At 32.3% G+C, this 16,113-nt stretch carries 9 protein-coding genes; all 9 read right to left on the reverse strand.

Going from position 1 to position 16,113, the window contains the following annotated elements; genetic code table 11:
• Positions 1–46: 46 nt before the first annotated feature.
• The 9 genes from SRT_RS10720 to SRT_RS05340 all read right to left on the reverse strand — a co-directional run bounded on the left by SRT_RS10720 (position 47) and on the right by SRT_RS05340 (position 16,054).
• A complete protein-coding gene (locus SRT_RS10720) occupies positions 47–3,133 on the reverse strand; it encodes a type I polyketide synthase (protein WP_230401475.1) in 3,087 nt (1,028 codons plus the stop codon).
• Between the two features lie 202 nt (positions 3,134–3,335).
• Positions 3,336–3,545 (reverse strand): acyl carrier protein, encoded by a 210-nt coding sequence (locus SRT_RS10725; protein WP_223213906.1) that lies wholly within the window; start codon positions 3,543–3,545, stop codon positions 3,336–3,338.
• On the reverse strand, positions 3,535–4,119 hold the full coding sequence (locus SRT_RS11115; protein ID WP_252120202.1) for a polyketide synthase dehydratase domain-containing protein: 585 nt from the start codon (positions 4,117–4,119) through the stop codon (positions 3,535–3,537). The genes SRT_RS10725 and SRT_RS11115 overlap by 11 nt, the downstream gene beginning before the upstream one ends.
• A gap of 20 nt (positions 4,120–4,139) precedes the next feature.
• Positions 4,140–5,498 (reverse strand): CurL C-terminal domain-containing protein, encoded by a 1,359-nt coding sequence (locus SRT_RS11035; protein ID WP_252120203.1) that lies wholly within the window; start codon positions 5,496–5,498, stop codon positions 4,140–4,142.
• 68 nt (positions 5,499–5,566) lie between these two features.
• The gene (locus SRT_RS10735; protein ID WP_223213907.1) at positions 5,567–6,268 is read right to left on the reverse strand and encodes a beta-ketoacyl [acyl carrier protein] synthase domain-containing protein; all 702 of its coding nucleotides are present in this window, start codon (positions 6,266–6,268) and stop codon (positions 5,567–5,569) included.
• A gap of 39 nt (positions 6,269–6,307) precedes the next feature.
• Entirely contained in the window at positions 6,308–7,216 is a 909-nt protein-coding gene (locus SRT_RS10740; RefSeq protein WP_223213908.1) for an acyl carrier protein, read from the reverse strand.
• Between the two features lie 26 nt (positions 7,217–7,242).
• Positions 7,243–10,356, reverse strand: a complete 3,114-nt coding sequence (locus tag SRT_RS10745; protein WP_308417629.1) for a beta-ketoacyl synthase N-terminal-like domain-containing protein — start codon at positions 10,354–10,356, stop codon at positions 7,243–7,245.
• Positions 10,353–13,574, reverse strand: a complete 3,222-nt coding sequence (locus tag SRT_RS10750) for an SDR family NAD(P)-dependent oxidoreductase (protein ID WP_223213909.1) — start codon at positions 13,572–13,574, stop codon at positions 10,353–10,355. Before SRT_RS10750 ends, SRT_RS10745 begins: the two co-directional genes overlap by 4 nt.
• Before the next feature lie 62 nt (positions 13,575–13,636).
• On the reverse strand, positions 13,637–16,054 hold the full coding sequence (locus tag SRT_RS05340) for a beta-ketoacyl synthase N-terminal-like domain-containing protein (RefSeq protein WP_223213910.1): 2,418 nt from the start codon (positions 16,052–16,054) through the stop codon (positions 13,637–13,639).
• Between the last annotated feature and the right edge of the window lie 59 nt (positions 16,055–16,113).

Here is a 16,113-nt window from a genome sequence, read left to right on the forward strand (position 1 = left end):
CTATATTCATCTTCCTTAAATAAAGCAATATAACGAACTTTTTCATTTATTTTTCTTTTGTAAATAGCTTAAATAAATGTATACCTGTATATAGACCACTATTTAACTGCTTTTTAATATATGTATTTCTCTCCTGAAGATCTAAACATTCTAAAGCCACTTCAAAGTTAAAGTTATAATTCCACATATTTAATATATAGGATATTTTTCCGTAAACATTGATACAATCTTTTAGTACCTGATCGATATGTTCTAGATTCGTAGCTTTAATTTTATAAATACCATTGGCTTGCTTTTCAAATTTCTCTCCTTGTATGACAAATATATAATTATTCCTACCATCCGCGTTTAATTTTTCAATAATCTGTTCATCATTGCATAATACTAATACATTCTTTCCCCCAGAACAGTTCTTTTCTTCGATAAACGACTCTTCTTCCCATTTAGAAGAATAATAAAGTAAATCATCGTTCGTATCCGTATTCTTATGTTTAAATCTTCTAGCCTGAAACCCTAAAATTCTGACAACCTCGTCGCCATTCTCATCTAATACAACGAAATTGCTCTTGATATTTTCTCCCCATTCACTTCTCTCATCATCAGGAATATATGCATATACTGTACACTTCTTAGGTATCGTCCTTAATATTTCAATCTTTTCAAGTCTATATGGTACACGTAACTCTGCGTTATCACTAAATAGTTCACCTTTAATACCCAGTGCTGAACGCAATACACAGTCTAGAATCATTGGCTGAAATAAAACGTTCTCTTGATTTTCCAGTAACTTCTCGGGAATATTCAGTTCTGCTAATGATTCCCATTCTCCGCAATATAATGTTTCTGTTAGTAAATAAGATGGACCATAATTGAATCCTAATTCTTGTAATTTCTTTTCAATCTCTTTTCTTGAATGAATATCCTTACAACGTCGTCGTATTGATTCTAATGAATATCTCCTATTTGCAGGAGTTGGTTCTTCTGTTATCAGCTTCCCGCTGACATAAATAGCTTTCTTATCGTTATCAGAATTACTTATGTTATATGCTAAACCGGTATTTTCCTCGGTAATGCTTATATCTACTGTCTTTCTATTCTCTTTCAATACTACAGGCTGAGCCCACATAACATCTTGCAGTATTTTTATTGTTTTTTCATAAGCAAGTGTGCCTGCGGCTCTTGCAGTCTCCAGTAGTACCGCTCCTGCTACAATATTTTGTTGTAAAACAACGTGCTCTCTAATCACCTGTTCTTTAAAACTATACACTTTTCTGTATTTTTGCTGATGAATTGTAGAAAGATTATAATCAATAAAAGGATGAAGTACTGCTTCTTTTTCTTGTTGATTAAGTAAAATCTCAGTTGCACTTCTTTTACAATCAACCCAACATCTCTCTTTTATAAACTCATAACTAGGAAGCGATATAATACATGCTGAGGAATTTTCATTTAATTTTTTAAAATCAACAGGATATCCTTGAACCCAGAGTTCTTTAAGCACCGACAAATTTCGATTTTTCACAGCCTCTTCTACTTTTTTTACATTCCCCTTATTATTCAAAAGCAATTGTTCTATTTTTCTGATATTCTCAGATGCATTGTAATATGAAACTCCTTTATAATCTTTTTGATGGCATTGTTCCAAAAGAATGAGCAAGTTCTGAATATCGGAACAGGTAAATGCTACTCTATATTCCATTTCTTCACGTCCTACTTGTAAAGTATACGCGATATTTTCCAATGTCATTTGGTTTTTATCAATTAATTCATTTTGACATTTCAGTACTTCAAGCATCTGCTTAATTTTTGTCTGTAATCTTTCTTCACTATGATCAGACAGAATAATAAGTTGTTCTTTTTCAAAGCTCTCCTTGTTCAATTGATGATCATATTCCTCTAAAATAACATGTACATTATTTCCACCGGCTCCAAATGCACTAATTCCTGCACATCTGGGATAAACCTTATTGTTTATTACTGGACGTTTCCATGGTTTCATTTCATGCTGAACATAAAATGGAGTAGCCTGAAAATCAATATTACTGTTTAATTTATCTGAATTTAAAGATGGTACTAAAGTTTTATATTTCATCTGTAATATAACTTTTGTGATTGCCGCTATACCCGCAGCCGCTTCACAATGTCCAATATTGGATTTTACTGATCCAATCGCACAATATTGATGTAATTTTTTATCTGACTTTGCAAATGCCTTTACAAGACCTGTTATTTCAATTGGATCTCCCAGTGCGGTTCCTGTTCCATGTGCTTCGATATAACTAATCGTCTCTGAATTAATATCTGCCTTCTCTAATGCCTCTGATACCAAATCCGCCTGTGCATTTGGATTAGGAACTGTATAGCCATTCGTCTTACCATCATGATTAATTGTAGAAGATTTTACTACTGCATATATTTGATTTTTATCCTGTTTTGCCTTTTTTAATGGTTTTAACAGAACTGCTCCTACACCTTCTCCTGGAACATATCCATCTCCGCCTTCACCAAATGTCCTACACTTTCCATCCGTAGATGCATATCTTTGCTGGCTTAGAATAATGTATTTTGCAGGATGTATACATACGTTTACACCCCCTACAATCGCCTGTTCACATTCTCCACGTTTTATGCTTTCACATGCTAAATGAAATGCTGTTAGCGATGATGAACACATAGTATCCACAGCCATACTTGGACCATGCAGATTAAAGAAATAAGATACTCTGTTAGCAACAGATGCATAAGAAGAAGTAGGTCCAATTGATTTTCGATCAATATTATTTACGTACATCTGATATTGTCCATACATCACGCCGACAAACACACCAGTCTTTGTATTAGATATTTTTTGTTTTGAATATCCTGCATCATCAAAAGTATGAACACTCGCCTCTAAAAACAAGCGTTCTGCCGGATCAATCATTATGCTTTCTCTTTTTGACATATTAAAGTACGTTAAATCAAACTTATCAACATCACTTATAAATCCGCCCCACTTTGTATATACCTTATCTTTTCGACTTTTATCTTTATCATAAAAGTCATTATAATCCCAACGTTCTTTTGGTATCTCAGTAATACAATCTTTGCCTTCTTTCAGATTGTTCCAAAACTGATCCAATGTATCGGCCATAGGGTATTTTCCACCGACTCCGATGATAGCTATGTAATCATCATCACTTTTCTGATCGTGTATTTCTTGATGTCTTTTAGATACTGACTTTTTTAAAAAACGTTGTTTTGGTTTAGAGATAGTTTTTGTTTTGTAGATTCTGCATTCATCAATGACAGGATTTGAACATAATGATTTTCAACAAAATAGTCAGCCAAACTATCTATATTCTCATACTCAAAAAAAGTGTTTTTGAAAGTTGTCCAAAATCTTTAGCAAACCTTTTATTTAACTCTAAAATCATCATTGAATCAATCCCAAATAATTCAAAGCTCAAATTAGGTAATACATTCTCTTCTGGTAGTTTAGTAACACTAACAATTAAGTTGACTAAATACTTCTTTACATACTCCTTAAGTTCATTACGTTTCATCCAACAACCCCCCAATATAATTAGCTACTCTATCAACATCAATTTCACCTAAAACAAGACGTTTTAGCATTAATTTGATTTCCTCTTGATTGTTTTGACTTTTATTGGTAATTCTTTTATATTTTTGCATTGGCATTACACGAATCCATAATTGACTAAATATTGCAATGATATCTCCATTAGAATTAAGTATATCAATATTAAACAGATAATCTCCTTTTTTATCATTTTCGTATCTTAAATATGCATAGCATCGATTCGGTATTGTATTAAGAATAGTTAATTTCTCAAGTGCAAATGGCATGTACACTGCATTCTCCATAAATTCATTTTCTTTAATTAATACAATCGTACATTCCACAATTCCATTAATTAGTGAAGGGTGTAGTATATATTCATTTTGAATATGTTTATTCTCATTTATTTCAAGCTCTAGTAATGCTTCATGGGAATTGTAGTCTATTCTTTGAATTGAATGCATTGTTTCACCTAAATATAATGCTTCCCCCAAAAAATCGCTATAGAATTGATTTCCGGTGATTGATTTGGTACATTTTTTTAGCAAATCATTCATAGAGTATCTGCCTGACTCTTCTAATGTTTTTCTGACTCAGTTACAATTCTTCCTTGACAATAAATATCTGTCGAACTTTCATCATTATTTACACTCGAAATCTCAAATTCTAATATATCATCTATATCATCTGATGGAGAAATCGAGACTTCTATTTCTTTCTTCTCTTTGTCAAGGATAAAAGGACTGGACCAAATTAAATCTTTTATAGTGGTTACTTCTTTTTCTAGACTAAAAGATCCTGCAGCTCTTGCCATTTCTAAATAGGACACTGCTGGTAAAACCATCTTTCCATTAATCATATGATCCCGTAAGAAACTTGTTTCTCTTGTAAACATACTATAGAACCTCTGCTCATATATTGTTGAAGTATTTCTATGTATCATAGGATGTAAATAATTATTTACAGAAACTCTAACCTCATTTTTCTCTTCTGCTTCGCAACTTACCCAGTATACAGATTCATCAAATGGATACGTAGGCAATGAAAGTTTACAATACCCGCAATCTTCATATAGCTTATCCCAATTTACTTCGTACCCAAGTACAAAGTATTCTGCTAATTTTTCCAGTTTCCTCTTATAAACATCGTTTTGCTTGTTATAATTACTTAGTTCTTCTATTAGTTGGTTGCCCAATTCTGTTGTCTTAACATCATTATCGTTTATGATTTTATTATTCTTTTCTAACTTATTCAATAATTCATTTATATTGGACACAACATAAGTTTCTCTTTCTTCAAAAAAACTTCGTCCATTTAACAATGTAAATGCAACATCGCATAGTTTCTCGTCTTTTCCATCGTTTCTTAACCAAGCTTTTAAATCTTCTTTCTTTCGCTCCAATGCGGTTTTTGTTTTTGCTGATAAAACAACCAAATAGAAGGGTAACATCCGAGTACTCTTTCGTGAAGGCGTTAGATTCTCCTCAAATACCATATGGCAATTTGTTCCACTAATGCCAAAAGAACTTACTGCTGCCCTTCTTGGTTGATTTCCGTTTGTCTCCCATTCTCTAATTTTTGTATTAATATAAAATGGACTACTAGATAAGTCGATTTGTGTATTCAATTCATTGAAATTGATTTGTGGAATCAATTGCTTATGCTTTAGCATCAATAATACTTTTATAATACTTATGACTCCGGAAGCCATTGTTGTATGACCAATATTCGCCTTTATACTTCCAATGGCACAATAGCCTTCTTTATTGGTATATTGTTTAAATACTCTATTTAATGCCTTTAATTCAATTGCATCTCCCATCTTTGTTCCGGTACAGCTCGCCTCAATATATCCTATTGATTCAGGATTTATTTTTGACTTATCATACACCTCATTTTCTAGTTCAAATTGAGACTGTACACTTGGAGAAAGCATGCCATTTGTTTTTCCGTCCTGATTAACAGCATAATTTTTTATAACACCATAAATATGATCACCATCTCTTAATGCATCACTTTTTCTTTTAATACTATAACACCAACACCTTCTCCAAGTACCATTCCCGATGCCTTTTCATCAAGTGCATAGCACTTTCCATCTTCCGCTAACATCCCAAGTTCTTCAAGTTGTTTATGCAAATCTGAAGTTACCATTAAACGTATTCCTCCAGCAACTGCCATATCGCATTCGTTAAGTCTGAGACTATCACATGCTTGTTTTATCGCCACTAAAGAAGAAGAACATGCCGTATCAATTGACATATTAGGCCCAATGAGATCAAGATAATAAGATAATCTACCTGTTAAAATAAATGTATTTAATCCTGTAAACGCATATGCAGAATTGTATTGGTTAGATTTTTTTAACAGATTGGCATAATCGCCCTGCGTAGCACCCACATATATTCCACATTTCAATTTCGATAATGCTCTTTCTGAATAGCCGGCATCTTCTAATGCTGCATATGCTTGCTGCATGAATATTCTTTGTTGCGGATCCATTAATTCAGCTTCCATTGGCGTAATGTGGAAGAATAATGGATCAAATTTATCGATACCACTCATAAAGCCTCCATAATAGGGCTCACTATTTTTCTCTTCCTTCCACCTATTTTCAGAAATTTTACTTATACAGTTTTCCCCATTTTTAAATTTTCCATAGTTCTTCTGTATTGTTTGCTTCAGGGTACTTACCTGCAATACCAATTACCGCAATATCACCAATATCTTCCATTTGAGATTTTTTTATTTGTGTTTTCTTAATGTATCTTCTAATGAAATTGCTTGTTCTTCAGATGACTGCTTTTGTTTTAAAACAATTCTATTTGTTGCAGAATTTGCTGCAATATGTGGAATTGTTTGTTTTCTCACTGTCTTTAATTGAAAGGGAGGAGTCTTTCTTTTTCTCAAGTTTCCTTCAATTCCTTTTACCGCTTTTGTTTTCGACTGTACCATATCCTTAGAATTCAGAATCTTACTATTTCTGTCAATTTCCATAATCAAATGTTTTGACAAGTCGATTATAGTTGAATAATCGTAAAGTGTAACTGTATCTAAATTAGTTTTAAAGCTGTCATTTATTGCTTTTACAATTTCAACCCCATTAATTGAATCAATTCCAAGATCATTAAAACTCATATTTATATCTATCTTCTCTGGTTCAATATGTAGCACTTTTCCAACAATTTCAACAATTTCGTTCTTAATTATTTCCATAGTATCCTTTTTTATAGGACTTTCTTCTTTACAAGTCACATCCTTTTCGTAAACCCTTTCCCCATTTTGTTTAAATCGATTAGATTGAAGGCTGTATATATAATCTGACAAAGCTGCAATTGTAACATAATCATAAATCACTGTCGTATCAAGATTTGTTCCGAATACTCTATTCATTTCATAAACGATTTCTGCAGCATTAATTGAGTCTACTCCAAGTTCTTTCAAATTTTCGTTGATATTTAATTCACTTTTTTCAATATGAAGTAATTGTCTCATAATATCAATTATCTGTTGCTTTATTTCTTCTAGCTTATTCTCATTTTTACTGACAGTTTCTGAACCTTTATGTAATAATCTAAGAAATTCTTTTGCCTCATCATATGATATTTCCTTTGATGCAAGTTTTTGATAAATCTCAATTTCATTTAATTTCATTTCTACACCATCTTCCTATAACCTTATTAGAAGTGATATTGAACTGCTTCCTCTGGCGATATTTTCCCCTCACTGATTGCCCGAAGTAATTCATCTATCGAAGTAATCTCAAGCTTTATTTCTTCTTCATTTTTATTATTATCTTCCACCTTGTTATTTTTGTAATACTTTTCTATCCTTTTTTTGACCTCAGGTTGAACAAACGTTTTTCGATGCATTGTTTCTTCTCTCTTTATTACATTAGGTAACTGTTCCAAAATCTTTGATGCTAATTCTTCTTTCAAAGTAATCAAGGTTTCTCTTGGCTTCTCACAAAGTATGAATGCAAGTGATAATGCTTCATTCAAAACCTCTTCTTTCTTAGTAAATAGCACAGAAGCTCCTCGATTTCTTAACTCAGATCCCTTATATGACTTTGCAGTAAACATCATCTCTGTCGAAAAACTTACGCCAAAACGTTCTCTTAATATGCACGTTGCTCCCATTCCTGGAGTAAATCCATATTTGGTAAAAGAAGCTGAATATATACCTTCTTCAGACATTATAATGATGTCTGCATACAATCCAAATAACATTCCTCCACCAGAAGCATGTCCTTGTATTGCTGCTATAACAGGCACTTTACATTCTAATAGTCCTCTATATAAAAATGGTATATCTGAAAACTTATTTGTTTTATTTGCAATTCCCGATAGCTGTTCTTGTGTACCACCCATACTGAATATACCGTTGCTCCCCGTTATTATTACTACCTTAATATTGCTATTATTATTTATTGCATTAAATTTAGATATCAATCCATAAACTAATTGATTACTAAACATATTTCTGTTCTCAATATCACACATTGTCACAATAGCAATTTCATCATTTACAATATCTAATGTAACTTCATTTCCATTATAATTTTTTGCATTCATCTCAATTGATGTTGCCAATTTTGATTTTTCTTCTATCGGTTCCCACTCCATAATACCAGTTGCAGATTCCTTATATGCTGTTTTCTGTTTCTTCTTGAAACGGTCAAACCAATAATACTGATTATCAAATGGATAGGGTGGCAAAGCTATTCTTTTGGGTTTATGTTCACTATATAATGAAGACCAATCTATTTCTTTTCCCTTAATCCAAAGATTAATAATATTCTCCGGATTAGTCTCTTTCAATATACCGACTTCTTCCTGATTATCATCTTCAGTATGCATTTCTACAACTCCATAATGTATATTTTTACCGAAATCGGTATTTGTCGTATATTGTGTCAACGCTCGTTTTACGTCATCAAAGCTTTTTGCAGTAAATGCAATTCTATATTTATACTCTTCACGACCTATTTGCAATGTGTATGCAAAATTTCTAAGTGATATCTCACCTATTTTAGAACTTTGTTTATAATATTCTTTTATATTATCTTCAAAGTCGTTATACAAGTGAGTTGATAATTCGATAATGGAATTACTCTGTAAAACATTAGATAAATTAACATCTATTTTGAATAATTGATTTACTTTTTCGCGTATATCTGCTAAACATGCATAGTCTACACCATACTCTTGAAACTTTATATTCTTTCCTACATCTTTTACATCAACTTTTAATAAATCTGCTACAATTTCTAATAATTGCTCTGTTAATACATCGCTAATACTATGGTTTGTTTTATTCGTGATAAAATAATTTATCTTCTCCGCGTATTTCTTTAACATATAATTATTCTTCGCAGACAATACAATAATTACTTCATTCTTTAAATTTTCTTCCTGTTCTTCCTCCATATACTCTTCTAATACAATATGCGCATTTACACCGCCAAAACCGAACGAACTTATACCTGAGCGCTTTGGTATTTTATTTCCAGATTCATCGAAATGATTATTCCAAACCATGTTCTTATCTACAATGTAAAAAGGACTTTTTTGTAGCTCTATATAAGGATTAAGCTGATTGAAATGTAAATTTGCAGGTATTTTAGCGTTTTTCATGGCTAATAAAACTTTTATAGTGCTTGCTATTCCTGCTGCTGCTTCTAAATGTCCCATATTACTCTTGATGGTTCCAAGTCCGCAATGACACGTTTTAACTTTCTTATTCCATTTTGAACATAATATTCCAAACGCATTTTTAAGAGCATTTATTTCTATTGGATCTCCTAATTTTGTACCTGTTCCATGTGTTTCAATATAGGATATCGTTGTCGGATCAACATTTGCCTTCTCGTATGCATTAACAAGCACTTCTGTTTGTGCCTTTGGGTTCGGTGTCGTCAATGTGTTTGCATATCCGCCATGATTAACTGCTGTTGCCTTAATTACGGCATAAATATGATCTTTATCTTTCTTTGCCTGTCTTAAATTTTTAAGTAGAATTGCACCCACTCCTTCACCGCGAACATATCCATTGGCATCTTTATCAAAACTCTTACAACTTCCATCTTCAGATAACATTCCTGCTTTTCCAAATGATACATGCAACATAGGAGATGAAATTACATTTACACCACCTGCTATAGCCATATCACAATCACCATTGCGAATTCCCTGTACTGCTTGATGAATTGCAATCAAAGAACTTGAACATGCTGTATCAATCGGAATACTTGGTCCCTTTAAATTCAGTAAATAAGATACTCGATTCACAAGAATACAGTGTGATAATCCTGTTGAAGTATATGAATCTATTTCCTCACAGTTATCTCTAAGTACTTCGTTATAGTCAGATGTTGCTACCCCAACATAGACACCTGTCTTACTGCCCAAGAAATCAGATGGTTTATAACCGGCATCTTCAATTGTATTCCAAACTGTTTCAAGAAATAATTTTTGCTGAGGATCCATTTTTTCAGCCTCACGAGCAACAATTCCAAAAAATGATGAATCAAATCCTTTGATATCATTCATAAATCCCCCCCATTTTGTACACAACATTTCTTCGCTAGTACTTGAATTTACAATATATTTCTTCCAGTCCCACCTGTCCTGTGGGATCTCAGAGACTAAATCTTTTCCGTCAACCAAGTTATCCCATAGTTCATCTAAGTCATCTGATTTCGGAAAAATTCCACTGACACCAACAATTGCAATTTCATCTTCCTGTGTTATTTCCTTTTTCTGTGGTTCTACTTCTTGTTCGATATTTTTCAGTCTATTGAAAGTAAACTTTTTTTCTTTACCACATCGTTGTTAATTTCAACTTTTTTGCTTTCCTTTATTTTCTCTGAAAATTTTTCTTTATAATTGTTATATAAATAATTTTTCAATGACTCTAATGTAGAATGTTCAAAGAACAGGGCTGGTGTAAGATTCAGATCATATTCGGAATTTAGAATATTTGCAAACTCAGTAAAAGTCAATGAATTAAATCCATACTCACTTAATTTCGTTTTTAGATGGATATCTTTTTTCTTAACCTTTAGCAATTTCTGTAATAAATCACATAACGCATCCTTAATGATTATGGATACATCTATATTATTATTGTTTTCTATATCTTCTTTCTGATCATATGGAAAAATCATTGACATAATATTTTTGAATTGCTGGCGTTCTCCACGAATAATCAAAACAATTTCCTTCATATTTCGCATACATTTTTCAAACATTTGCATCGCAATATTATCTTCTAATGTTTGAATTCCTATTGTATTTTCAAAATATTTTCTTATTTCTTCACCAACCGTTATTCCGCCATTTTTCCATAATGGCCAATTGATTGAGCAGGTTTTACCAAATCTTTCTCCGTTATCTACTAAGCTATTTCTAAAGCAAGCATACCCATTCATATATCCATTTGCAAATGCATAATCCGCCTGACCCGGATTCCCAAATATAGCTGCAATAGAAGAAAACATACAGAAGAAATCAAGTGGTTCTGCTTTTAATGCTCTATCTAAATTCATAACACCATATACTTTTGCTTTTAATACAGAATCAATTTGTTTACTTGTTTTATTCTGTATCATCGCATCTTGATTAATGCCAGCACAGTATACAACACCATTAATTGTACTGATTTGTTCTTTTATTATCCTAATACATGCTTTCACACTCTCACTATTGCTTAAATCCACTGACAAATACTTTATTTCCCCGCCATTCGTACACAATTCATCTATGCGTGTTTCGATTGCTTTATTTTTCTTTGTTCTTCCCAATAAATAGAGCTTCACATTTTTCTTTCTCATAAATGAACTTACTATTTTCTGGCCTAATGCACCCATACCGCCTGTAATGATATAAACTCCATTATCTCTTAAATACTCTCCATTGTCGTTTTCTGCTAATTTCGTTTCAATAAGCGTCTTACAATAACGTTTTTCTTTATCATATACAACTTCTAAACTTGCCGATTGCATTTCACCAAACTCATTATTTACAATCTCTACTTTCTCGCAAAGTGTTAAGTTTTTGGATAAACCAAGGGAACTAAAACGATATGATGGATTTTCACGGCAAATTGTTTTTAATAATGCACCTGTAGCTTCTGCTACCATTTTTGTTTTTTGTGATTTTTCATATAAATATAAAAATTTAATTTTTATATTTGAATATTTTTGAATTAAGCCTTTTGTCAAAAAGAGTACAGATTTAATTATTCCAGAAACTTCATTGTCTTTAGACTCTATATTTAATTTAGCTTTATAGAATCCATGATTATAAATAATATGTGCAGGTACAATACCTCTATTTTTAAAGCTCTTCATTAACGTTTTATACTCGTTTTCATTATCCAATCCGATCTCATATTGATCTAATGCAATTTCTCTATACGCATCTCCCTGCATTACTAGAATAACTTTATATCCTTTATTCTTCATTTCTTCTCTTAAAGCGGTATTATTATCAAAAAGAAGAATTACTTTATCTTTCTCAATACCTGTACTCTTCTTTTGAATTATTTCTTCTTTCCACTCTGGGATATAATATAAATCCTCAATATATTTTTCATTGGATACCTGCTGTGTTTGTAGTACTTTTAATGAAAAATTACTAATCTGTATTAATAGATTCCCGTTCTCATCTACGATATCTATATTGTACTTCTTAACCTTATCTTTTGCATTATCCTCAATATCACTTGACGTTACATGAGCATAACATCTTGCCGTGAAAGGACGTAAAATTCTAATTTTGCCAATAGCATACGGTAGTGATAATTCCTGCTCGCTGGCATCTAGTGTACCTGTAAGAGAAATGACTGTCTGTAATGAGCCATCTAGTAAAGATGGATGGAGCAAAAACATGTCCTTTGTATTACTTAACTCATTCGGCAAACATATCCTTGAAATGGCCTCTGTATCATCAATACTTTGAATTTCAAGAATCGATTGAAATGTGTTTCCTAAATTTAATCCTCTACTTGCAAACTGCCGATAACATTCTTCCTTTGTTATTCTATTATTACATCTTTCGTATACATTCTGTATATCCAAGTAATTATCACTTCCATACAGTTGCTTTTCGCCGTATGTTACTTCACCTTGAGAATGAAGCCTTTCTTTTCCCGCTTCACTACTACTTGTCACTATAAACCTAGCTTTGTTCTGTTCATCTTTAATTGGATATAAAGTAAGTTTAACTTTATTATTCGCATCTTTTTGGAATTGGATTGGTTCTAACCATACTATATTCTCTATTGAAATAACCTCTATATCATTTCTTGCAAGCTCTGCTGTCACACGTACCATTTCTAAATAAGCTACTCCAGGCAGAACCATTTCTCTTCCTAGACGATGATCCCGTAGAAAGAATTCATTACCTGTAAAAGTTTTTGAAAATGCCTCTTCTTCAAATGTAGAACAATTACAATCTACCAAGGGATGAAGCTTTCCTTTAGTCTCCTTCTTGGTATTTTTATTTTCCTTGATCCAATATTTTTCTTTTGAAAACACATAAGTCGGAACTGGTACACGCCTCCATTTAACTCCATTAGAAATCTTCTCTTTTACAATATCATAACCACGAACATATAGCTCTGCCAGTGAAAGTAATTCTTCCTTTTCCACCTCAATTCCTTTTTTATGTTTTTCTTCAATTCTTGATAGAAGCTTTTCACCCACTTCTCTTTCTTCTGTTACTTTTTCATTGTCATTACTACAATAATACCCTTCAACCTGTTTATTTCTAGACAACTCCTCTAACTTATTTACGATATCCGCTTGATCTCTTACAACAAAAGCACATCTCTTTTGGAAATGACTCCTTCCAATCAAAAATGTATATTGAATATTTTGCATATTATATTGAAGACCTTCTGTTTTAAACCATGCTAATAGTTTTTTCCTATTAGCATGTAAAGCTTCTTCTGTCTTAGCTGATATCGTTATTAAATACCAAATATTGTCTTCCTTTTGTTGCTTCATGTATTTTCCTCCCTAATTAATTTACCGTATCATTTAAATATTTTCGTTACAATATTCTTTTCTTAATACTCCTGTTTTGGTGCCTCCTCAACTACAATATGACAATTCGTTCCACTCATACCAAACGCACTAACTGCACCTATTCTCTTCTCATTTTCCGACACTTTCCAATCTTGTAATTTATCTGCGACATAAAACGGCGAGTCTTTAAAATTAATCAAGTTATTTGATATCTCAAAATTAACCGTAGGAACTATCTTTTTATGTTGAAGGCATAACAGCATCTTTATCATACTCGCTACTCCTGCGCACATTGTTGTATGGCCAATATTAGACTTTACTGAACCAATGGCACAAAATTGTCTTTTCAATGTATATTTTCTAAATGATTCTGTCAATGCTTTTACTTCAATCGGATCCCCCAGTTTCGTTCCTGTTCCATGTGTCTCAATAAATGTAATATCTTTAGGATCTATATTTCCTTTTTTATAAACCTCTAACTCCAGATCTGTTTGAGATTGTGCACTTGGAGCAGTGATACCGTTTGTCTTTCCATCTTGATTTATACCAGAATTTTTGATTACTCCATAAATATAGTCTCCATCTTCTATTGCTTTCTGTAATGATTTTAATACAATTATTCCAACACCTTCACTAAGTATTGTCCCATCTGCATCTCTATCAAATGGTCTGCATACTCCTGATTTAGATAACATTTGCATCTTGCTTGTTTGCAAAAAGAGTTCCGGTGTAAGCATAATCCTTATGCCTCCGACTAATGTCATATCACTTTCGCCATTTATTATACTCTGACACGCCTGATGTATAGCAACCAATGAGGACGAACAAGCTGTATCTATAGAAATACTTGGCCCTTTTAAATTCAAGAAATAAGAAATTCTTGCAGCAAGAATAGACGATGACATCCCTGCAAATGCTTCAGCAGTATTGTTTTGGTTTACTTCACTCATTTTTTTACTATAGTCGCCTTGTGTTGTACCTACAAAAACTCCACATTTTATATTGGAGAGCGAATCTCCTGCATATCCAGCATTCTCCAATGCTTTCCATGACTCCTCTAAGAATATTCTTTGCTGAGGATCCATGTATTCAGCTTCCAAAGGTGATATATTAAAGAATAAAGGATCAAATTCATCTATACCGGTAAGAAAGCCACCTCGATTACAATATGTTTTGTTTGGGACTGTAATATCAGTTTCATAATACTTGCTATTATCCCATCTCTCTTTTGGTATTTCACTAATGCTGCATACTCCCTGACATAAATTATCCCAGAACTCACTTAAATTTTTTGCACCTGGAAATCGCCCAGACATTCCAATTACTGCGATACCATCTCTTTCCTTAGAATTATTGTTTTCTGTTTTCTTTACATCTATACCTTCTTTCTTTTCAGGTTGAACTATTGCTTTTTTCTTTAGTTTCAATCCAATTTTATTAGGGGATTTCTCTTCCATAACAACTTTTTTACTTTCCTTTTTCACCAAGACCATCTTAGCTCTCACTAAATTGTGTTCCTCTTTTACTTTCTCTACAGGGGTTTTTAACTGTAATACATTACAGTTATTTGCGATATATTCAGATAAATCTTCGATCGTTGGATAATTATAAATAATAATTGTATCTAAATCAATTTTAAATTGTCTATTAATATCATGAATAATCTCAATGCCACTGATAGAATCTACGCCCAATTCTTTAAACTGCGAATCTGCAATAGTTTCATCTAAAGGAATATTCAGAATCTTCCCCACAATACTCCTAATCCTTTGTTTAATCGACTCACGATCTTGAATTTTTTGTACAAATTGTTGCCCTTTCTTGTTAATCTCCCAAACTCCATGCGTCTTTTCTTTAGGCTTGTCTTGAGTCTGTGTTGCATCTTTAATTACTATTTCTTCGTGATCTAATAATCCTGCGATATAATTAGCTAATTCACCAATAGTTGGGTAATCATAAATAATAATTGAATCAAGTTCAAGTTTAAAGACTTTATTGATTTCTCTAATAATTTCAAGACCGCTAATGGAATCTACACCTAAATCCTTAAACCCAATTTCTGTTTCAATTTTATCCTGACTTATGTGGAGAATTTCTTTTGCAATATTAGTAACACTCTCAACTATTGATTGACTATTGTACTCTGTCTCAATCTTCTTATCAACTATTTCGTTATCATTATGTTTGCTATCTTTTTTCAATGAGAGACTTTTCTTCTTTATTCCCCAGACATGACTATCTGCTTTCAAATTCTTCGGTAAGGATGCCAGTACTTCTTTATTTACTATTTCTTCAATATAATTAGCTAATTCACCAATAGTTGGGTAATCATAAATAATAATTGAATCAAGTTCAAGTTTAAAGACTTTATTGATTTCTCTAACAATTTCGAGTCCACTTATTGAATCTACTCCCATATCTTTAAATCCCATATTGATATCCAAAGAATCCTCTTCCAAATGTAAGATTTTTGGATTACCGTCATTATCTGATTAACCACTACATCATTATTTTGTTT

Source organism: Streptococcus troglodytae, assembly GCF_002355215.1.
Classification (GTDB): domain Bacteria; phylum Bacillota; class Bacilli; order Lactobacillales; family Streptococcaceae; genus Streptococcus; species Streptococcus troglodytae.

Bases quoted from the DNA above. Each gene is read 5' to 3' on its own strand.
- SRT_RS10750 (WP_223213909.1), bottom strand. From the start codon at position 13,574: ATGAAGCAACAAAAGGAAGACAATATTTGGTATTTAATAACGATATCA.
- SRT_RS10725 (WP_223213906.1), bottom strand. From the start codon at position 3,545: ATGAAACGTAATGAACTTAAGGAGTATGTAAAGAAGTATTTAGTCAAC.
- SRT_RS10740 (WP_223213908.1), bottom strand. From the start codon at position 7,216: ATGAAATTAAATGAAATTGAGATTTATCAAAAACTTGCATCAAAGGAA.
- SRT_RS10720 (WP_230401475.1), bottom strand. From the start codon at position 3,133: ATGGCCGATACATTGGATCAGTTTTGGAACAATCTGAAAGAAGGCAAA.
- SRT_RS11115 (WP_252120202.1), bottom strand. From the start codon at position 4,119: ATGAATGATTTGCTAAAAAAATGTACCAAATCAATCACCGGAAATCAA.
- SRT_RS11035 (WP_252120203.1), bottom strand. From the start codon at position 5,498: ATGCTTTCTCCAAGTGTACAGTCTCAATTTGAACTAGAAAATGAGGTG.